Source organism: Brevundimonas sp. GW821-FHT12C05 (assembly GCF_058807475.1).
In genome coordinates this window covers 32,030-49,726 of sequence record NZ_JBXAQS010000001.1, presented here as the reverse complement: position 1 = coordinate 49,726, position 17,697 = coordinate 32,030, and the positions used below count along the sequence as shown (strand labels likewise).

The following is a 17,697-nucleotide window of genomic DNA, read 5'->3' as shown; positions in this document are numbered from 1 at the left end:
GAATGCGCCCTGACACCGGTAGCAATCACGAGCCTAACCTGATGATCGGCGTTTTCGCAAGCGGCCTTCGACACAAAGCGGTCACAAGCTTCACCGTGGCGCTGTTCGCCGTGTCGCTTGGGGCACACACGGCCTCAGCCCAGGCCGGGCCCGAAGCCGTCGTCGCCTTCCCCGGCGCGGAAGGCGCGGGGCGGCTGGCCTCGGGCGGTCGCGGCGGCGCGGTGCTGCGGGTGACCAATCTGAACGACGCGGGCCCTGGCAGTCTGCGGGCCGCGGTCGAGGCGGACGGTCCGCGCACGGTCGTGTTCGACATCGGCGGGACGATCCGGCTGGAGACGCCGCTCCGCATCCGGCGAGGCCGCATCACCATCGCCGGCCAGACCGCGCCGGGCGGCGGGATCACCCTGCGCGATCAGGCGCTGATCGTGGCCGCCGACGATGTGGTGGTGCGCTACATCCGCTCCCGGCTCGGGGACGAGAGCCGCATTGAGTCGGACGCCGTCACCATCGAGCGCGGACGCCGCATCATCCTGGACCACATCTCGGCCTCCTGGTCGGTGGACGAGACCCTGTCGGTCGGCAGCCGCTACGACCCGCCCGAGCGCGGGATCTACGACGTGACCGTGCAATGGTCCCTGATCGCCGAGTCGTTGAACCGGTCGGGCCACGCCAAGGGCGATCACGGCTATGGCTCGCTGGTGCGCGGCGGATATGGCGCGCGCTTCACCTTCCATCACAATCTGTGGGCCGCCCACCGGGCGCGCATGCCCCGGCCGGGCAACTACAATCCGCCGTCCGTCGATCCCGAAGGGCCGCGCTTCGCGTTCCGCTCCAACGTCTTCTACGACTGGGGCGGATCGCACGCGGGCTACAACGCCGACACCGACAGTCGCTCGGCCTACGCCTTCATCGGCAACGCCTACATCCCCGGTCCGGACTCGGCCGGACGCCGGGCGTTCGAGGACTCCAATCCGCTGGCGAGGGCGTGGTTCGAGGCCAACAGCATGGACGGCGCGATCCCCGCCGATCCGTGGACGCTGGTGAAGAATTCAGACCGGCCCGACTATCGCCTGCCCGTGCGGCCCGACTGGGCGGAGGCGACGACGGAGACGCCCGAAACCGCCGCATTGGCGGTGCTGGAGCGAGCGGGCGTCGGCCGGGTGCGCGACGCCGTGGACCTGCGGATCATCGAGGGCGTACGCGACCGCACGGGCAGGATCATCGACAGCCAGAGCCAGGTCGGCGGCTGGCCGGAGCTGGAGGCCGGAACGCCGTGGATCGACCGTGACGGCGACGGCATGCCCGACGACTGGGAGCAGGCGCACGGGCTGGATGCAGCCGACGCCGCCGACGGCCCCGCGGATCGGAACGGCGACGGCTTCACCAACCTCGAGGACTGGCTGAACGACTTGGCGGACTAGCGCGCCAGCCAGCCGCCATCCACCGCCAGCACCGTGCCGTGGACATAGGCGGAGGCGTCGGAGGCCAGGAAGACCGCCGCGCCGCCCAGGTCGGACGGATCGCCCCACCGCCCCGCCGGGATGCGGGCCAGGATGTCGCGGTTACGCGTCTCGTCGGCGCGCAGGGCCTCGGTGTTGTTGGTGGCGAAATAGCCCGGTGCGATGCCGTTGACGTTGATCCCCCTGGACGCCCACTCGCAGGCCAGCAGGCGGGTCAGGCCGGCCAGGCCGCTCTTGGACGCCGTGTAGGACGGCACCCGGATGCCGCCCTGGAAGCTGAGCATCGAGCAGATGTTGATGATCTTGCCGCCGCGCCCGGCGTCGACCCAGGTGCGCGCCACGGCCTGGCTGAGGAAGAAGGCGGTCTTCAGATTGGTGTCGATGACCGCGTCCCAGTCCTCCTCGGTGAAGTCGAGGCTGTCGTTGCGGCGGATGATGCCGGCGTTGTTGACCAGGATGTCGACCGCGCCGACGGCGTCCACGGCCTTGGCCACCACGTCCTTGATCGGGGCGATCGAAGAGAGGTCCGCCGAGATAGCGTGCAGGGTGCGGCCCGCCGCCCGCACCAGCTCCGCCGTTTCGGTCGGGGCCGAGCGGCCGACGGCGACGATGTCCGCCCCCGCCTGCGCCAGCCCCACGGCGATGGCCTGCCCGAGACCCGTGTTGGCGCCGGTGACGAGGGCCGCGCGGCCGGATAGGTCAAACGGGTTCATGTCAGCAGGCCTCGCCAGGGGTGAGCACATCACCGGTCAGACGGAGGATGTCGCACGGATGCGCCTTGGCCGACATGCTTTCCCTCCCCGACTTGAATGTGCGGATTGCCGACATAGGTAACCGGTGTCATAAGCTGATGCAAACGGGGACGGGGCTGGAGCCGAACCACCGCTTCACCCATTATCCCGCCCGGAGAAACGCCATGAAAATCGCCCTGATCATCGAGAACAGCCAGGCCGCCAAGAGCGAGATCGTTCACACCGCCCTGACCGCCGTGGCCGAGCCGCTGGGCCATGAGGTGTTCCACTACGGCATGTACTCGCCCGAGGACAAAGCCTCGCTGACCTATGTGATGAATGGCCTGCTGGCCGGCATCCTGCTGAACTCGGGCGCGGCCGATTTCGTGGTCACGGGTTGCGGCACCGGCACGGGCTCCATGCTGGCGGCCAACGCCATGCCCGGCGTCTTCTGCGGCCTGATCATCGACCCGACCGACGCCTTCCTGTTCGGCCAGATCAACGACGGCAACGCCATCGCCATGCCCTACGCCAAGGGCTTCGGCTGGGCCGCCGAGCTGAACCTGCAGGACGTCTATCGCAAGCTGTTCGAGGGTGAACGCGGCCTGGGCTATCCCAAGGAACGCGCCGAGATCATGCGCAAGAACCGGGGCATCCTGAAGGACCTCAAGGCCGTCACCTGCCACGATATGCTGACCGTCCTGAAGACCGTCGATCAGGACCTGCTGAAGGCCGCCGTCGCGGGCGAGCGGTTCCAGGAATACTTCTTCGCCAACGCGACGGACGAAGGCATCCGCGCCTACATCAAGGGCCTGGTCCAAAGCCCCGCGCTCGAGACCGCCTGAGACCTGGGACGTGTCCGCCGCCGGCGCCGCCTCAGCGAGGCGGGCCGGCGCGTAGTTCCTCGAGATGGCGGGCCGCGCCGGTGTTGCTCGGGTCAAGCGCCACGGCCCGCGCGTAGTGGATGGCCGCACCGCTGTCGTCGCCGTTGATCAGCAGGGCCTGGGCCAGGCTGTCATGGGCGTTGCCGCTGTCGGGATAGCGATCGGCCGCCAGGCGGAAGACCTGCAGCGCATCGCGGGGACGGCCGGTGCTGAGCAGGCGGTAGCCCCAGTCGTTCAGCTCGGCCTCCGGCCAGATCAAGCCCGCATGGCCCCGCTCGATCGCCGAGGCGGCGGTCATGACCTGATCATAGCCCCCTTCCTCAAGCGCGATGCGCAGCGCCGGGACGCCGGCCAGGTCCAGACCGGGGGCGTAGATCGAGGCGATCTTGTCGATCATGTCCTCCGGATACGAACCGGTGAGATTGGTCAGAATGACCACCCCGACGCCGTCCTCCGGATACAGGGAGACCGCGGCCCGGCCGCCCCCCGTCATGCCCACCGACCGATGGGTTCCGCGGGTCAGAACCTGCCATCCCAGCCCCCACTGCCCCTTCTGTCCGTCGTTGAAGGCGACCGGGGTCCAGAGTGTCTCGAGACTGGCTTCGTTTAGGATCTTCCCGCCCTGGATGGCGATCAGCCACCGCGCCAGGTCGCCGACCGAGCTGTTCAGGCCCGAGGACGCGCGGCGGAACGGCAGGAACCGTTCGGAGACGGCCGTCATGACGCCGGGGCTCGTGGCGGAGGCGGCGCGATAGCCGGCGATCATCGGCCCGCCGAGCGTCCAGCGATAGGTCGGCGCCCGGTTCGCGATGACGGAGTAGGCGTCGCCATAGTGGGTGCTCGCCATGCCCGCGATGGCCAGCTGTTCCTCGGCCAGGGGCGCGTCCGGCGCCCGGCCCTCAAGCTGGTTCACCACCCGCTGGATGAGGGTGTAGTTGGTCTGGCAGTAGTTGAACCGCTCTCCGGGCGGGAAACGGAGGTCCTGGGTCTGGACCCAGGCCCAGGTCGCCGCCGCGTCGGTCTCCACCGTAGGCGCGCGCATGATGTCGGGCAGGCCGGACATGTGGCTGAGCAGTTGGCGGATGGTGACGGCGCGCCAGGCCTCGGGCAGATCGGTCAGATAGCGGCCGACCGGCGCCGACAGGTCCAGCCGCCCCGCCTCGACCAGGCGCATGGCGGCGACGCCGGTGAAGGCCTTGGTCACGGAGTTGATGGCGAAGACGGTGTCCGTGGACACGGGCACGCCGAACTCGACGCTGGCGGTTCCGTAGTGGCGCTCAAGAACCAGCCGGCCGTCCTTGACCACCGCGACGGCCAGCCCCGGGATCTGAAGCCGCTGCATCTGCATCTGGAGATACCGATCGACCTGTTCCGTCGTCTCCGCCGGGCCGGCGCCGGTCTGGGCGACCGCCGCCCCCGGAACGATCAGCGCGACTGCGATCAGCGCCTGTCGGAGGACGCGCATCAGGCGCGAGGATCCGGTCGGGCGGAGTCCGCCCGTCGATGGGTTCTGCATGGTCATACGATCCTGCTGGAGACGGCCGCGACGAAGCGCGGTCAGGGCGCGAGCGAGAGGGATGCGGGGACGGGGCGACCGCGGGCGCGCGCGGCCTCGGCCGGATGCTCCATTCGCCACTGGCTTCTGGCCAGACCAACCGCCCGTCGTCGGGCCAGATACTCGGGTGAGGTCCGGTCCTCATCCACCGAGGGCGTCGTTTCCGCGGCGACGGCCCGTGCCGCGACGTGCTCGGACGCGGGCGCCACGGGCGCGGGCAGGGGCGACGCATGGCGGCGAGACGGCGCCCGGCGACCCGGCGACGGGACGCTGTTAGGCGTCGGCGACGGGGACGCCGCCGGGGACGGGGCGGGCTCCGGCCGAGCCGCCGCCGATACGATGTCCGCCACGCTGTCGGCTCCGCTGATGCTGATCGGGGCGGTCGCCGCCACGGCCAGGATCACCGCGGGAGCGAGGGACGCCGCCACGTATCGCGGCGAAAGACCGGCGGGCCGGGTCAGGGCGACCAGCCTCTGCTTGATCAGGTCCGCCTTGCCCAGCGCGCAGACGGGACTGGCGCCGCCGGTCCGCGAGGCGCTCGCGATCAGCCTGCCGTAGACCTCGGAAGAGGCGGGCGAGGCGGCGATGACGTCCCGATCGCAGGCCAGCTCCTGATCCAGCCGAAACAGGCGGTAGGCGTGGTGAGCCCATGGATTGAACCAGTGGACCGAGACCGCGACCAGGGCGACGAAATTCCAGGCGATGTCGTGCCGGCGATGGTGGGCGCGCTCATGGGCGAGGGCCAGCGACCGCTGATCCGGGTCGAACCGCTGGCGGAAGTTCAGCGGCAGGAAGATGCGCCGCTTCCAGATCCCGGCCGCCACGGGCCCGGTCACGAAGGCGCTGGTGCGCACCGCGACGCCGTCGAGACTCTCCCCCGGGCCGACCACCGCCGCCCCGGCGCGCTGCATGAACCGGACATAGTCGAACAGGCCCCGGCCGAGATGGACGAGGGCTCCAGCCGCCCAGAGCGCGACGAGGATCTGCACCAGCATGTCAGGCCGAACGATCTGGGGCGCGACCTGGGCCGCGACGCCCGTCGCCTCCTCCCCGAACGCGACCACGGCGGAACTATGGACGCTCCAGGCGGGCATCGGCGGAAGCACCAGACGAATGACCGGCAGCAGCCACAGGCCATAGGCCATCCGGGGCCCCAGGCGGCGCAGGACCCAGGGCCTGACCAGCAGAACGACGCCGCCGAGAACCGTCGAGCCCAGCAGGGCCTGGAACAGCCAGTCGGTCATGACTTCAACGACTGCAGCAGCGCCTCGATCTCGGCGAGATCCCGGTCGGACAGCTGATCCTGTTCCGCCAGATGGGCGACCAGCGGCGCCGCCCGGCCGCCGAACAGGCGGTCGATCATCCGGCGCGACTCGGTGGCGAGGAAGGCGTCCCGGGTCAGCAGCGGCGAGTAGAGGAAGCGGCGCCCCTCGCCCTCGTGCGACACGGCGCCCTTGGTCACCAGCCGGGCCAGCAAGGTCTTGACGGTGCTGGCGCTCCAGTCGCGCGACGGTTCGATCCGGTCGATGATATCGGTCGCCGAGAGCGGGGCCTGACGCCACAGCACCTCAAGCACCGCCTGCTCGCCTTCACTGATCCGTTCCATCCGGCGCCCTGCAACTACAGCTGTAGACGATATTGCATCTACATCTGTAGTCGTCAATAGCCCTCGGTCGTCAGCCCTTCGGCGGCGCCGTCGATTCCCGCACGATCAGCGACGGATCGACCTCGGGCTGAGCCAGCGTCGCCGGGTCCAGCCCGCGCAGACCCGCCGTCAACTTCTCGGCGGCCATGCGGCCCATGTCGCGGATGGGCAGGCGGACGGTGGTGAGGTTGGGCCAGACGCGCGAGGCCATGGGCAGGTCGTCGAAGCCGACGATGGACAGGTCGCGCGGCACATCCAGACCGGCATCGCGCGCGGCCTTCATGACCCCGATGGCCATTTCGTCATTGCCCGCGAAGATGGCGGTCGGCGGGTTCGCCATGGCCAGCAGGCTTTGCGCCGCCTCGGCCCCGGATTCGAAGGTGTAGGCGCCCGCGCGGACATAGGCGTCATCCATCGACAGGCCATGCTCGGCCAACCCCTCGCGGAAGCCCCTGCCCCGCTCGAACGACGAGCGGAAGGTGTCGGGACCGGAGATGAAGGCGACCCGCGTGTGGCCCAGTTCGGCCAGGTGACGCGCCGCCTGGGCCGCGCCGCGGCTGTCGTTCGTCACCACCATGCAGGCCGGCTCGTCCAGCGACACCGAGGCGATGCGGACATAGGGGCAGTCGGCGTCCTTGAGGATCTCGATGACCCGGTCGTCCTCGGACACCGACGGCGGCATGACCACGCCGAACAGCTTCTGGCGCACGACGAAGGCGCGCACCTCATCAAGGAAGGTCGGCGAGGCGCGGTTGCAGGGGTGAACGACCAGTTCCAGGCCCGCGACGCGCACCGCGTCCAGCACGCCCTGCTGCATGTTCACGACGTAGTTGGGGCTGGGGTTGTCGTAGATCATCCCCACCAGGAAGGACCGGCGGAAGGCCAGCCCCCGCGCCTGCGGGTCCGGGCTGAAGCCATGCTCGGCGATCACCGCCTCGACCCGCTTGCGCGTCTCCTCCTTCACGAAGGGGGAGTTGTTGATCACACGCGACACCGTCTTCTTCGACACCTCGGCCAGGCGGGCGATGTCGTTGATGGTGGCGGGCTTGCCGCCGGGTCGCTTGGTGTCATTCACGCAGGTGAGTCTCTCTGGCCGAACACCGTCCTTAAACTGAGCCGGTCGCCCTGTCAGCGGTTCAGGTGTGGTTCCTCGACGCGGGCCGGTCCAGGACCTCGTCGCGCAGGGGCGTCATGAAGCGCAGGTCCCAGTCGTCGGGATTGAACGGCTTGCGGGTCGCCTCGCGGATCGGCGGATAGCCGCCGACCTCTCGCTCATGGTCGATGATCTCGCCGCGGCCCTCGGCCACCTCGGCGACCAGCAGCACGTCGCGCATGTCACGGTCCCACGGGCGGGCGCCGGCCTGCGACAGAACCGCGACCTGCACCTGGTCGGCCGGAATAGGGGTCAGCCCCTCCCACCACACCGGCGGGCGGCGGGTTTCGATGATGCGGGCCGGGGCGGTGGTGTAGCGGCCGAACATGCGGATCGGCTCGCCGACCTGGTCCACGGCGATGTTGTCGCGGCCGTAGAACTCCAGATCCCCCGCCCCGCCGATCATCAGGAAGGCCAGGTGGTCGGTCGGCGTGGACGGCCCGGCGCGCAGGACGTTGCCGACGGCGGTCATCTTGCCGACCTCATAGGGGTGATCCAACCACTCCTCCGGGGCCAGGTTGTAGTGCAGGGCGCGGGGTCCCGGATTGTAGATCAGGTTGTTGACGATGACCCCATGCACCCCGCCCTTGAACAGCGGGCTGCGCTCATAGTTGTGGGCGTACAGATTGCCGACGATCAGCAGGCCGGTGACGTTGTCGTGGATCAGCGAGCCCTTGGAGTGTTCGCCCTTGGCGTGGGTCGAATAGGCCAGACTCTCGGCGATCAGGTTGTTGGAGAAGGTGATGTCGTGGCTGGTCCCGGCGCGCCACTCCTCGGGCGTCGAGCCGGTGAAGCGCGGGCCCGAGGCGGACAGGTTCTCGTCGGTGCCCCACTCCAGGCTGCAGTGGTCGACGATGACGTTGTAGGCCGCCTGGGTGGAGATGCTGTCCTCGTCCCAGCCGCTCATCCAGCCCTGTTCGGCCGAGCCGGGGCGGACGCGGATGTGCTGGACGATCACGTCATGGCCGCCGATGTCGATGCCGCCGCGGATCAGGGTGACGCCCGGCGAGGGCGCGGTCTGGCCGGCGATGGTGATGAAGGGGTTGGTGATCTTCAACGTCTTGCGGTCCAGATTGATCACTCCGCCGACCTCGAACACCACGATGCGCGGGCCGTCGGCCTCGATCGCCTCGCGCAGGGAGCCGGGGCCCTCGCCGTTCAGATTGGTCACGCGGATAATACGGCCCCCGCGTCCACCCGGCGTCCGCGCGGCCCAGCCCAGGGCGCCCGGGAAGGCGGGAAGGGCGGCCTCGGCCGGAGCCGTCGCGGGCGATTGGGCGAGACCCGCGGACGGGGCCGCCATCGGCAGCAGGAACGCGGCCGCCACGGCGGCCAGACGGGCGAGGGTCATGTTTCCATCCTGTAGCCTGACCGACTGTGACCGCGGCCTTGTGCTGAAAGCGCCGCCGGACGGGCGTCGCCGGATTCAAATTGACACCGGTTTCCTTCCTGCGCAATGTCCACTGCAAATGGGAGGCGGCGTGAGCCACGCACACGACAATTCAAGCGGTTCGCCGATCGCGCGCGCCTTTACCGAGGCCCGTCGGACGGCCCGGGCCACGCCGTCCTATCCGGGCGCGCACCCGGTCTCGCTGGAGGCGGCCTATGCCGTCCAGGACGAGGCCATCGCCCTGTGGCCGGACCGGATCGCGGGCTGGAAGCTGGGCCGGATCAATGCGCCGTGGGACACGCGCTTCGGCGCCGGACGCCTGGCGGGGCCGATCTTCTCCCAGAACGTCTGGACCGCCGAGGCCGACCGTCCGACGCCCTTCGGCGTGATCGACGGAGGCTTCGCCGCCGTCGAGGCTGAGTATGTGATCGAACTGGCCGACACGGCCCCCGACCGCGACGGCTGGACCGCCGAGAGCGCCGCCGCCCTCGTGGGCCGGGTCTTCACCGGCGTCGAGATCGCCGGCAGCCCCTTCCCCGGGATCAACGACCACGGCCCCGCGGTCACCGCCTCGGACTTCGGCAACAACGCCGGGCTGATCCTGGGCGCCGAGATCACCGACTGGCGCGAGCGACTGGCGGGCCTGACCTGCACCACCGCCATCGACGGCGAGATCGTCGGCGCGGGCGGCGCCGCCTCGATCCCCAACGGCCCGCTGGACTCCCTGGCCTTCCTGCTGAACCTGCTGCACCGCCGCGGCCGTCGCCTTGAGGCTGGACAGCTGATCTCGACCGGCGCCGCCACCGGGGTGCATCAGATCTTCATCGGCCAGTCCGCGGTCGCCGACTTCGGCCCGGACGGCCGCATCGCCTGCGTCGCGATCCCGGCCAGTGGAGCCGCCGCATGAGCCTGACCCGCCGCACGCTCGCCCTCGCCGGGGTCGCCGGTTTCGGCCTGGCCGCCTGTTCGCCGCGCGCGACGGGCGGGCGGACGGTGCTGAACGCCGTCGACGTCCACCCCGCCGACTACCCCACCGTCGCCGCCGTCAAATGGATGGGCGAGGAGCTGGGCCGGCTGACCGACGGCCGCATCGGCATCCGCCAGTTCCCGGCCGGACAGCTGGGCACCGAGGACGACTCCATCGGCCTGACCCGCTTCCAGGCGGTCGACATCTGCCGCGTCGCCGTGGCCGCGCTGAACAACGCCTTCCCCGAGACCCGCCTGCTGGCCCTGCCCTATGTCTATCGCGACGTGGCGCATGTGCGGGCGGTGGTGGACGGCCCGATCGGAACCGAACTGCTGAACGTGTTCGAGGGCCGCGACCTGGTCGGCCTGGCCTATTACGACGCCGCGCCGCGCAGCTTCTACAACGTCCGCCATCCGGTGAGCGAGCCGGGCCAGATGCACGGGCTGAAGATGCGGTCGCCGCAGTCGGACATCTTCCTCGATTCCATCAGGGCGATGGGCGCCAATCCGACGCCGCTGACCTTCGGCGCCGTCTTCTCGTCCCTGCAGACCCATCTGATCGACGGGGCCGAGAACAACTGGCCCAGCTACCAGTCCAGCCGCCAGTTCGAGGTGGCCCGCTACTGGAGCGAGACCGAGCATTCCTTCGCGCCTGACGCCCTGCTGATGTCCAAGGCCAGCTTCGAGCGGCTGACGCCCGCGGACCGCGACCTGGTCCGCGACGTGGCCCGCCGGTCGGTGCAGGTCATGCGCGTCGCGTGGGACAAGCGCCAGGCCGAGGCCCGCGCGACGGTGCTGGCCGCCGGGGTGCAGGTGAGCCAAGTCGACAAGGCGGCCTTCGCCGCCACGGTCCGCCCGGTGCTGGACAAGTATCTTTCCGAGCCGCGCCTGCGCGCGCTCCACGAACGTATCGCAGCGGTCGCCTGAACGGCCGCGCACACCCCATCGGTGCTCAGGGAGGGCCCGCATGTCTGAATCCCGACGCGGCCTGACCCGCGCGCTCGACGGCCTGGCCGTCCTCGTCCTCGGACTGGCGGGGGTGGCGCTCGTCGCCATGGCCCTGATCCAGGCCTGGCAGGTGTTCGCCCGCTATGTGCTGAACGACAGCCCCGGCTGGACCGAGCCCCTGGCCCTGTTGCTGATGAGCTTCGCCGTCATGTTCGGGGCCTCGGTCGCGGTGCGGCGCGAGACCCATTTCGCCTTCCAGACCCTGCTGCACGCCCTGCCCGCCCCGGTGCAATGGGCGTTGAAATCGGTCTCGCGCCTGATCGGCGCGGCGGCGGGCGTCGGCCTGATGGTGCTCGGCGGAACCCTGATGATCGACGAGTGGCCCGTGACCATGGCGGGCGCGCCCCTGCCGTCCGGCCTGAAGTTCGCCGGCCTGTGCGTCGGCGGCGCCCTGATCCTGCTGTTCTCGGTCGAGCGCCTGCTGACCGGCGATTATCACGCGCCCGAAACCACCGAAGCCGGGGACTGATCATGGAGTACATCATCCTCTTCGGCCTGCTGGCCGTGCTTCTGATGATCGGCGTGCCGGTCGCCTTCTCCCTGCTGGCTGCGACGCTGGCGACGGTGCTCTACCTCGCCCTGCCGCCCATCGTGGTGTTCCAGCAGATGGGGTCCGACATCACGTCCGTGGCCCTGCTGGCCATTCCCCTGTTCATCTTCACCGGCGAGCTGATGATGAAGGGCGGCCTGTCCGACCGCATGATCGCCCTGGCCTCGTCGATGGTCGGCCATGTGCGCGGCGGCCTGGGCCAGGTGACCGTCGTCGGCTCGACCCTGTTCGGCGGCGTCTCGGGCAGCGCCATCGCCGACGTCTCGGCGATTGGCGGCACCATGATCCCGCAGATGCAGAAGCGCGGCTATGACAGCGACTATGCCGTCAACGTGACCATATCGGCGGCGCTGGTCGCCCTGCTGGTGCCGCCGTCGCACAACATGATCCTGTATTCGGCCTCGGCCGGAGGCGGGGTGTCGATCTCGGATCTGTTCGCGGCGGGCATCCTTCCGGCTGGCCTGCTGGCGATCTCGCTGATGGTGGTCTCCTATGTGATGGCGCGCCGCCGCGGCTATGCGGCCGAGCCCTTCCCCGGCTTCCGCGTCGTCGCCAGCCGGCTGGTCGCCGCCATCCCCGGCTTGCTGCTCGTCGGGATCATCTTCGGCGGCATCCGGGCGGGCATCTTCACCGCCGTGGAGAGCGCCTCGATCGCCGTGGTCTACGCCACCGTGATCACCGGCATCGTCTATCGCCACATGAAGTGGGAGGCCTTCAAGGCGGCCTGCACCGGCGCGGCCCGCACCTCGGGCGCGGTGCTGTTCATCATCGGCTGCGCGGGCGCCTTCGGTTGGCTGATGGCCTATCTGCAGGTGCCGTCGATGATGGTCAGCCTGCTGCAGACCCTGACCGACAACCCGATCCTGATCCTGCTGCTGATCAACGTCATCCTGCTGATCCTGGGCACCTTCATGGACATGGCGCCGCTGATCATCATCTGCACCCCGATCTTCCTGCCGGTGGCCAAGGCCTTCGGCGTGGACCCGGTGCAGTTCGGCGTCATCCTGCTGCTCAACTGCGGCATCGGCCTGATCACACCGCCGGTGGGCTCGGTGCTCTTCGTAGGCAGCGCCATCGCCCGGGTGCCGATGACCCATAGCCTGCGCTCGATCTGGCCCTTCTATCTGGCTTGCACGGCGGTGCTGATGCTGGTCACCTTCGTGCCGGCGCTTTCGCTGTGGCTGCCCTCGCTGTTGAAATGACCGACCTGAAGGGCCTTCGTCCGGCCGAAGACTGCCGCTGGGACTGTGTCGCCCTGGGCGAGGTGATGCTGCGCCTCGACCCCGGCGAGGGCCGCATCCGCACCGCCCGGTCCTTCCAGGTCTGGGAGGGGGGCGGCGAGTACAATGTGGCGCGCGGCCTGCGAAAGACCTTCGGCCTGCGGACCTCGGTGGTCACCGCCCTGCCCCGCACCGAGACCGGGGCGCTGGTCGAGGACCTGATCCTGCAAGGAGGCGTGGATGCGTCCCACATCCTGTGGCGCGACGCTGACGGCGTGGGCCGCAACACCCGGGTCGGGCTGAACTTCACCGAGCGCGGCTTCGGCGTGCGCGGGGCGCTGGGCTGTTCGGATCGGGCCAATTCCTCGGCCTCGCAGATCCGGGCGGACGAGGTGGACTGGGACGCCCTGTTCGGTTCGGAAGGCGTGCGCTGGCTGCACACCGGCGGCATCTTCGCCGCCCTGTCGGAAGCCACCGCCGAGACGACCCTGGCCGCCATCCGCGCCGCGAAACGGCATGGCGTGGTGGTTAGCTATGACCTCAACTACCGCGCCAGCCTGTGGTCCAGCCACCCGGACCCGGACGCCGCACGCCGCGTGAACCGCGAGATCGCCGGACTGGTCGATGTGCTGGTCGGCGACGAATACGCCTACGCCTCCTGCCTCGGGGTCGAGACCACGGACCGCCGCGCCGACCCGGCCGACAGCGGCCCCTTCGACGCCTTGGCGGCCCGGTTGGCGCGCGAACTGCCGAACGTGCAGGTGTTCGCCGCCACCCTGCGCGATCCGATCTCGGCCTCGGTCAACCGTTGGGGCGGGGTGCTGTGGATCGGCGGGACGCGCTACGCCACGCCGGTCACGGAAGTCGCCGTGCTGGACCGGGTCGGCGGCGGCGACGGCTTCGTCTCCGGCCTGGCCTGGGCCTTCATGAGCGGCCTCGGCCCTCAGGCGGCGGTGGACTACGGCACGGCCCACGGGGCCATCGCCATGACCACGCCCGGCGACAACGCCATGACCTCGCTGGCCGAGGTGAAGGGGCTGGTCGAGGGCAAGGGCGCCGCCGCCGTCCGCTAGACCGGGAGTCTCCTCAAATCTCCCATGGCGGTGGAAATCCCGCCCCGGCCGTGCGAGCTCGGAGGTCGCCATTCCCGACCTTGGAGGAGAACCAGAATGAAGAAAGCCATCACCGCGGTCGCCGTCGGCGCCCTGCTCGTCGCGGGCCAGGCCGTCGCCGCCCAGACCACCGCCGCCGCCCGCGTCGGCGACCGCGTGGGCGCCCAGGCCGACGCGTCCAGCGAGTTCACCGGCATTCCGCTGGCCGCCATCGCCGCCGGCGTGGTGCTCGTCGCTGTCCTGGTCGCCTCGGACGACGACAGCGACAGCGACTGACCCTCGGCTGAATCCTCCCCGGCCCGGGGCCCTCGTCGCGCGAGCGGCGGGGGCCCTTTCGCATTCAGCGGACGTGGAAAAACACCGTCCGATGCGTCCGATGCGTTCGGATGACCGGCGCAAGTCCTTGTTATCGCTGAGGGTGGATTTCCGGACCATCCGGACTCCTCCAGACCGTGGATCGACGGACCGCAGGATCGCACGCCGATGCGTCAAAACCGGTCGCAAGGCGGCTGGCGTCCTCTGAAAATCCGGTCCACGCTCCCTTCCGCCATTGTCCGGGGAGGGACCATGACCGAGGCCGCCGCCGAAGGGCGCACCGTCGACCGCAGTGATCGGCTGGTCATCCTCGCCTCGTCCGTCGGGACGGTGATCGAGTGGTACGACTTCTATCTGTACGGCTCGCTGGCGGCGATCATCACGGCCCAGTTCTTCTCGGGCGTGAACGAGACCACCGGCTTCATCTTCGCCCTGATGGCCTTCGCCGCCGGGTTCGCGGTCAGGCCGTTCGGGGCCATCTTCTTCGGGCGGCTGGGCGACCTGTGGGGGCGCAAGAACACCTTTCTGGTGACCATGCTGCTGATGGGGCTGTCGACCTTCGTGGTCGGGCTGCTGCCGTCCTACGCGGCCATCGGGGTGGCGGCGCCGGTGGTGCTGGTGCTGATGCGGCTGGTGCAGGGCCTGGCGCTGGGCGGCGAGTACGGCGGCGCGGCCACCTATGTCGCCGAGCACGCCCCGCCCGGAAAGCGCGGCTTCTATACCAGCTTCATCCAGATCACCGCGACGGCGGGCCTGATGCTGAGCCTGCTGGTCATCCTGGGCGTGCGCTCGGTGATCGGCGAGGACGCGTTCAAGGAGTGGGGTTGGCGCATCCCCTTCCTCGTTTCGATCCTGCTGCTGGGCGTGTCGCTGTGGATCCGGCTGAAGCTGGCCGAGAGCCCGGCGTTCGCCCGCATGAAGGCCGAGGGCAAGGGATCGACCACGCCGCTGAAGGACAGTTTCGGCAAATGGCCCAATCTGAAGCTGGTGCTGCTGGCCCTGTTCGGTCTGGCCGCCGGTCAGGCCGTGGTCTGGTACACGGGCCAGTTCTACGCCCTGTTCTTCCTGGAGAAGACGCTGAAGGTCGATCCGGCGCTGGCCAATGTGCTGGTCGCGATCTCGCTGGCGCTGGCCACGCCCTTCTTCGTCTTCTGGGGTTGGCTGTCGGACAAGGTGGGGCGCAAGCCCATCATCCTGATCGGCTGCCTGCTGGCGGCCCTGACCTATTTCCCCCTGTTCCACGCCCTGACCGGCGCGGCCAACCCGCGGCTGGCGGCGGCGGCGGCGAGCGCACCGGTGACGGTCGTCGCCGACCCGGCCGACTGCGCCTTCCAGTTCGATCCCGTCGGCAAGACCGTGTTCGACAGCTCCTGCGACATAGCCAAGAGCTATCTGGCCAAGGCCGGCGTCACCTATGAGACCGTCGCCGCGCCCGCCGGGGCCGTGGCCGAGGTCCGGATCGGCGACACGGTCGTGCCGGGCCTCGCCGATCCGTCCGGCAAGGCGGCGTGGGAGAAGGCCCTCGGCGCCGCCCTGACCGCCGCCGGCTATCCCGCCAAGGCCGACAGCGCCCTGGTCAACAAGCCGCTGGTGGTCGGAATCCTGTTCGTGCTCGTGCTGTATGTGACCATGGTCTACGGCCCGATCGCGGCGGCGCTGGTGGAGATGTTCCCGACGCGGGTGCGCTACACCTCCATGTCCCTGCCCTATCACATCGGCAACGGCTGGTTCGGCGGCTTCCTGCCGACCACGGCCTTCGCCATGGTCGCGGCCACGGGCAACATCTACTACGGCCTCTGGTACCCGATCGTGGTCGCGTTGCTGACCGTCGTCGTCGGCGGCCTGCTGATCCGGGACCGCAAGGACGTGGACATCCATGCCTGACCTGATCCCGCTGCTCACGGCATCGACAGCGGGACTGCTGATCCCGCTGTTCCTCCATTTCGGCCTGATCGTCTGCCTCTACGCCGCCCTGACCTGGGCCCGGCTGGTGGTCGTGCGGCGCGGGGAGGCGGCGAAGAACGACTTCGCCCGAGCGGACGGCGACCCGCCCCTGTCCGCCCGGCTGCAACGCAACCTCGCCAACCAGTTCGAGGCCCCGCCCTTCGCCTGGATCGCCGCCGTGCTGCTGATCCTGACCTCGAACGTGACGAGCTGGGACATCGCCGCCGCCTGGGTCTTCCTGATCGGCCGGATTCTGCACAGCCTCGTGCAGTGCACCGGCGACAACGTCGCCCTGCGGGGTCAGGTGTTCACGATCAACTTCCTGGGCCTGCTCTGGCTGATGGGCCATGCCTTCCTGGCCGTCGTCGGAGCCGTCTGAGGGCCCTAGATCGCCTCCAGCGCCTGCGACAGATCAGCGAACAGGTCCTCGACGTTCTCGATGCCGACCGACAGGCGCACCAGATTGTCGCCGATGCCGCAGCGGGCCTTGGCCTCGGCGGTATAGTCCGAGTGGGTGGTGCTGGACGGGTGCGAGACCAGACTTTCGGTGCCGCCCAGGCTGACCGCCAGCTTGAACAGCTGCAGCGCGTTGAGCATGCGGAAGGCCTCGGCCTCGCCGCCCTTGAGCCGCAGCGAGAAGGTCGATCCCGCGCCCGAGCACTGGCGGCTGAAGATGGCCTGCTGTTCGGCCGAGCTTTCGGCGCCGCCCGCGTCGAGCACCGCCTCGATCTTGGGATGGCCGCGCAGGCGACGGACCAGTTCCGAAGCGTTGTGCTGCGACCGCTCCATGCGGATCTGCAGGGTCTCCAGGCTGCGGGTCAGAAGCCAGGCGGTGTGGGCGTCGGTGATCGTGCCGCAGATGGTGCGCATCTCAGCCACCCGGCCCATGAGGTCGGCGCGCCCCAGGCAGGCGCCGGCGATCAGGTCCGAATGGCCGCCGACATATTTGGTCAGGGAGTAGAGGATCAGGTCCGCGCCATGCTCGAACGGCTTCTGCCACAGGGGGCCCAGGAAGGTGTTGTCGACCACCAGCGGCGGCGCCTCGGCCTGGCCGAGAGCGCGGATGGCGTCGGCGGCGGCGCGCAGGTCGATGAGCTGATTGGTCGGATTGGCTGGGGTCTCGACGTAGACCGCGGCCAGTCGTCCCCCGCGCGCCGCCGCCCGCGCGGCGGCCTCGGGGATGGCGTCGACGAGGGTCCGACCGCCGTCGCATTCCGACACGCTCATCGTCTCCACGCCCATGCGCGGCAGGATGCGGTCGAACAGGTATTCGGTGCCGCCGTAGGCCGGGGCGGTGTAGATGACCACGTCATTGGGCCGGCTGAGCGCCAGGATGGTGGTCGAGATGGCCGCCATGCCGCTGGAGAAGACCAGCGCCTTGTCCGCGGCGTCCCAGACCGCCAACCGGTCCTCGAGGATTTCGAGGTTGGGATTGTTGATCCGCGAATAGATCAGGCCCAGCGCCTCTTCCGGATCCTTTTCGCGCAGGCCGTAGGCGACCTCGAAGAAGCGCTTACCGTCCTCGGCCGAACGGAAGACGAAGGTCGAGGTCTGGAAGACCGGCGGCTTGATCGACCCTTCCGACAGGGTCGGGTCGTAGCCGAAGCCCATCATGAGGGTTTCGGGCGCGAGCGTGCGGGTCCCGAGCGTGCGGGCGCGATGGCGATAGGTCATGGGTCATCTCCTGATGGGCGCGTCTGGCGGCGCCCTTGTTCCCTTGGCCTCGCGATACGTGATCCGGCCGAGGTTCGCCAGCGCTACAGG

General features: G+C 69.5%; 17 protein-coding genes. 10 read left to right on the top strand and 7 right to left on the bottom strand.

Annotation, left to right across the window (positions count from 1 at the left end; genetic code table 11):
• The first annotated feature begins 95 nt into the window (after positions 1-95).
• Positions 96-1,421 carry a pectate lyase family protein gene (locus AC1RRF_RS00210; protein WP_492831679.1) on the top strand — a complete coding sequence of 442 codons (1,326 nt, stop codon included), beginning with the start codon at positions 96-98 and terminating at the stop codon, positions 1,419-1,421.
• On the opposite strand, the gene kduD is transcribed toward AC1RRF_RS00210, so the two are convergent.
• Positions 1,418-2,173 carry a 2-dehydro-3-deoxy-D-gluconate 5-dehydrogenase KduD gene (gene kduD, locus AC1RRF_RS00205; protein ID WP_492831677.1) on the bottom strand — a complete coding sequence of 252 codons (756 nt, stop codon included), beginning with the start codon at positions 2,171-2,173 and terminating at the stop codon, positions 1,418-1,420. The genes AC1RRF_RS00210 and kduD overlap by 4 nt on opposite strands.
• 203 nt (positions 2,174-2,376) lie before the next feature.
• Between kduD and AC1RRF_RS00200 the strand changes: the two genes are divergently transcribed.
• Positions 2,377-3,036 (top strand): RpiB/LacA/LacB family sugar-phosphate isomerase, encoded by a 660-nt coding sequence (locus AC1RRF_RS00200; RefSeq protein WP_492831675.1) that lies wholly within the window; start codon positions 2,377-2,379, stop codon positions 3,034-3,036.
• A 31-nt stretch (positions 3,037-3,067) separates the two neighbouring features.
• On the opposite strand, the gene AC1RRF_RS00195 is transcribed toward AC1RRF_RS00200, so the two are convergent.
• From AC1RRF_RS00195 to AC1RRF_RS00175, 5 genes are all read right to left on the bottom strand, one after another.
• A complete protein-coding gene (locus AC1RRF_RS00195; RefSeq protein WP_492831673.1) occupies positions 3,068-4,540 on the bottom strand; it encodes a serine hydrolase in 1,473 nt (490 codons plus the stop codon).
• Positions 4,541-4,632: 92 nt separating this feature from the next.
• The gene (locus AC1RRF_RS00190; protein ID WP_492831671.1) at positions 4,633-5,874 is read right to left on the bottom strand and encodes a M56 family metallopeptidase; all 1,242 of its coding nucleotides are present in this window, start codon (positions 5,872-5,874) and stop codon (positions 4,633-4,635) included.
• On the bottom strand, positions 5,871-6,236 hold the full coding sequence (locus tag AC1RRF_RS00185; protein ID WP_492831669.1) for a BlaI/MecI/CopY family transcriptional regulator: 366 nt from the start codon (positions 6,234-6,236) through the stop codon (positions 5,871-5,873). The genes AC1RRF_RS00190 and AC1RRF_RS00185 overlap by 4 nt, the downstream gene beginning before the upstream one ends.
• Before the next feature lie 70 nt (positions 6,237-6,306).
• Positions 6,307-7,350, bottom strand: a complete 1,044-nt coding sequence (locus tag AC1RRF_RS00180; RefSeq protein WP_492831667.1) for a LacI family DNA-binding transcriptional regulator — start codon at positions 7,348-7,350, stop codon at positions 6,307-6,309.
• A gap of 61 nt (positions 7,351-7,411) precedes the next feature.
• Entirely contained in the window at positions 7,412-8,779 is a 1,368-nt protein-coding gene (locus tag AC1RRF_RS00175; RefSeq protein WP_492831665.1) for a pectate lyase family protein, read from the bottom strand.
• Between the two features lie 130 nt (positions 8,780-8,909).
• Between AC1RRF_RS00175 and AC1RRF_RS00170 the strand changes: the two genes are divergently transcribed.
• The 8 genes from AC1RRF_RS00170 (at position 8,910) to AC1RRF_RS00135 (ending at position 16,312) form a co-directional block, all read left to right on the top strand.
• Positions 8,910-9,725: a 2-keto-4-pentenoate hydratase gene (locus AC1RRF_RS00170; protein WP_492831663.1), complete on the top strand. Its 816-nt coding sequence runs from the start codon at positions 8,910-8,912 to the stop codon at positions 9,723-9,725.
• Positions 9,722-10,711 carry a TRAP transporter substrate-binding protein gene (locus AC1RRF_RS00165; protein ID WP_492831661.1) on the top strand — a complete coding sequence of 330 codons (990 nt, stop codon included), beginning with the start codon at positions 9,722-9,724 and terminating at the stop codon, positions 10,709-10,711. Before AC1RRF_RS00170 ends, AC1RRF_RS00165 begins: the two co-directional genes overlap by 4 nt.
• A gap of 40 nt (positions 10,712-10,751) precedes the next feature.
• Positions 10,752-11,261: a TRAP transporter small permease gene (locus AC1RRF_RS00160; RefSeq protein WP_492831659.1), complete on the top strand. Its 510-nt coding sequence runs from the start codon at positions 10,752-10,754 to the stop codon at positions 11,259-11,261.
• Positions 11,262-11,263: 2 nt separating this feature from the next.
• Positions 11,264-12,544 carry a TRAP transporter large permease gene (locus AC1RRF_RS00155; RefSeq protein WP_492831657.1) on the top strand — a complete coding sequence of 427 codons (1,281 nt, stop codon included), beginning with the start codon at positions 11,264-11,266 and terminating at the stop codon, positions 12,542-12,544.
• Complete coding sequence (locus AC1RRF_RS00150) at positions 12,541-13,635, top strand: sugar kinase (RefSeq protein ID WP_492831655.1); 1,095 nt, start codon at positions 12,541-12,543, stop codon at positions 13,633-13,635. Before AC1RRF_RS00155 ends, AC1RRF_RS00150 begins: the two co-directional genes overlap by 4 nt.
• 96 nt (positions 13,636-13,731) lie before the next feature.
• Entirely contained in the window at positions 13,732-13,950 is a 219-nt protein-coding gene (locus AC1RRF_RS00145; protein ID WP_492831653.1) for a hypothetical protein, read from the top strand.
• Positions 13,951-14,241: 291 nt separating this feature from the next.
• Positions 14,242-15,873, top strand: a complete 1,632-nt coding sequence (locus AC1RRF_RS00140) for an MFS transporter (RefSeq protein WP_492831651.1) — start codon at positions 14,242-14,244, stop codon at positions 15,871-15,873.
• Positions 15,866-16,312: an MAPEG family protein gene (locus AC1RRF_RS00135; RefSeq protein ID WP_492831649.1), complete on the top strand. Its 447-nt coding sequence runs from the start codon at positions 15,866-15,868 to the stop codon at positions 16,310-16,312. Before AC1RRF_RS00140 ends, AC1RRF_RS00135 begins: the two co-directional genes overlap by 8 nt.
• Before the next feature lie 5 nt (positions 16,313-16,317).
• Here AC1RRF_RS00135 and AC1RRF_RS00130 read toward each other — a convergent pair whose 3' ends face one another.
• Entirely contained in the window at positions 16,318-17,607 is a 1,290-nt protein-coding gene (locus tag AC1RRF_RS00130; protein ID WP_492831647.1) for a cystathionine gamma-synthase family protein, read from the bottom strand.
• Between the last annotated feature and the right edge of the window lie 90 nt (positions 17,608-17,697).

Excerpts from the sequence above, each read along its gene's own strand:
- kduD (WP_492831677.1), bottom strand. The coding sequence starts at position 2,173 with ATGAACCCGTTTGACCTATCCGGCCGCGCGGCCCTCGTCACCGGCGCC.
- AC1RRF_RS00200 (WP_492831675.1), top strand. The coding sequence starts at position 2,377 with ATGAAAATCGCCCTGATCATCGAGAACAGCCAGGCCGCCAAGAGCGAG.
- AC1RRF_RS00195 (WP_492831673.1), bottom strand. The coding sequence starts at position 4,540 with ATGCGCGTCCTCCGACAGGCGCTGATCGCAGTCGCGCTGATCGTTCCG.
- AC1RRF_RS00190 (WP_492831671.1), bottom strand. The coding sequence starts at position 5,874 with ATGACCGACTGGCTGTTCCAGGCCCTGCTGGGCTCGACGGTTCTCGGC.
- AC1RRF_RS00185 (WP_492831669.1), bottom strand. The coding sequence starts at position 6,236 with ATGGAACGGATCAGTGAAGGCGAGCAGGCGGTGCTTGAGGTGCTGTGG.
- AC1RRF_RS00175 (WP_492831665.1), bottom strand. The coding sequence starts at position 8,779 with ATGACCCTCGCCCGTCTGGCCGCCGTGGCGGCCGCGTTCCTGCTGCCG.
- AC1RRF_RS00165 (WP_492831661.1), top strand. The coding sequence starts at position 9,722 with ATGAGCCTGACCCGCCGCACGCTCGCCCTCGCCGGGGTCGCCGGTTTC.
- AC1RRF_RS00160 (WP_492831659.1), top strand. The coding sequence starts at position 10,752 with ATGTCTGAATCCCGACGCGGCCTGACCCGCGCGCTCGACGGCCTGGCC.
- AC1RRF_RS00155 (WP_492831657.1), top strand. The coding sequence starts at position 11,264 with ATGGAGTACATCATCCTCTTCGGCCTGCTGGCCGTGCTTCTGATGATC.
- AC1RRF_RS00150 (WP_492831655.1), top strand. The coding sequence starts at position 12,541 with ATGACCGACCTGAAGGGCCTTCGTCCGGCCGAAGACTGCCGCTGGGAC.
- AC1RRF_RS00145 (WP_492831653.1), top strand. The coding sequence starts at position 13,732 with ATGAAGAAAGCCATCACCGCGGTCGCCGTCGGCGCCCTGCTCGTCGCG.
- AC1RRF_RS00140 (WP_492831651.1), top strand. The coding sequence starts at position 14,242 with ATGACCGAGGCCGCCGCCGAAGGGCGCACCGTCGACCGCAGTGATCGG.
- AC1RRF_RS00135 (WP_492831649.1), top strand. The coding sequence starts at position 15,866 with ATGCCTGACCTGATCCCGCTGCTCACGGCATCGACAGCGGGACTGCTG.
- AC1RRF_RS00130 (WP_492831647.1), bottom strand. The coding sequence starts at position 17,607 with ATGACCTATCGCCATCGCGCCCGCACGCTCGGGACCCGCACGCTCGCG.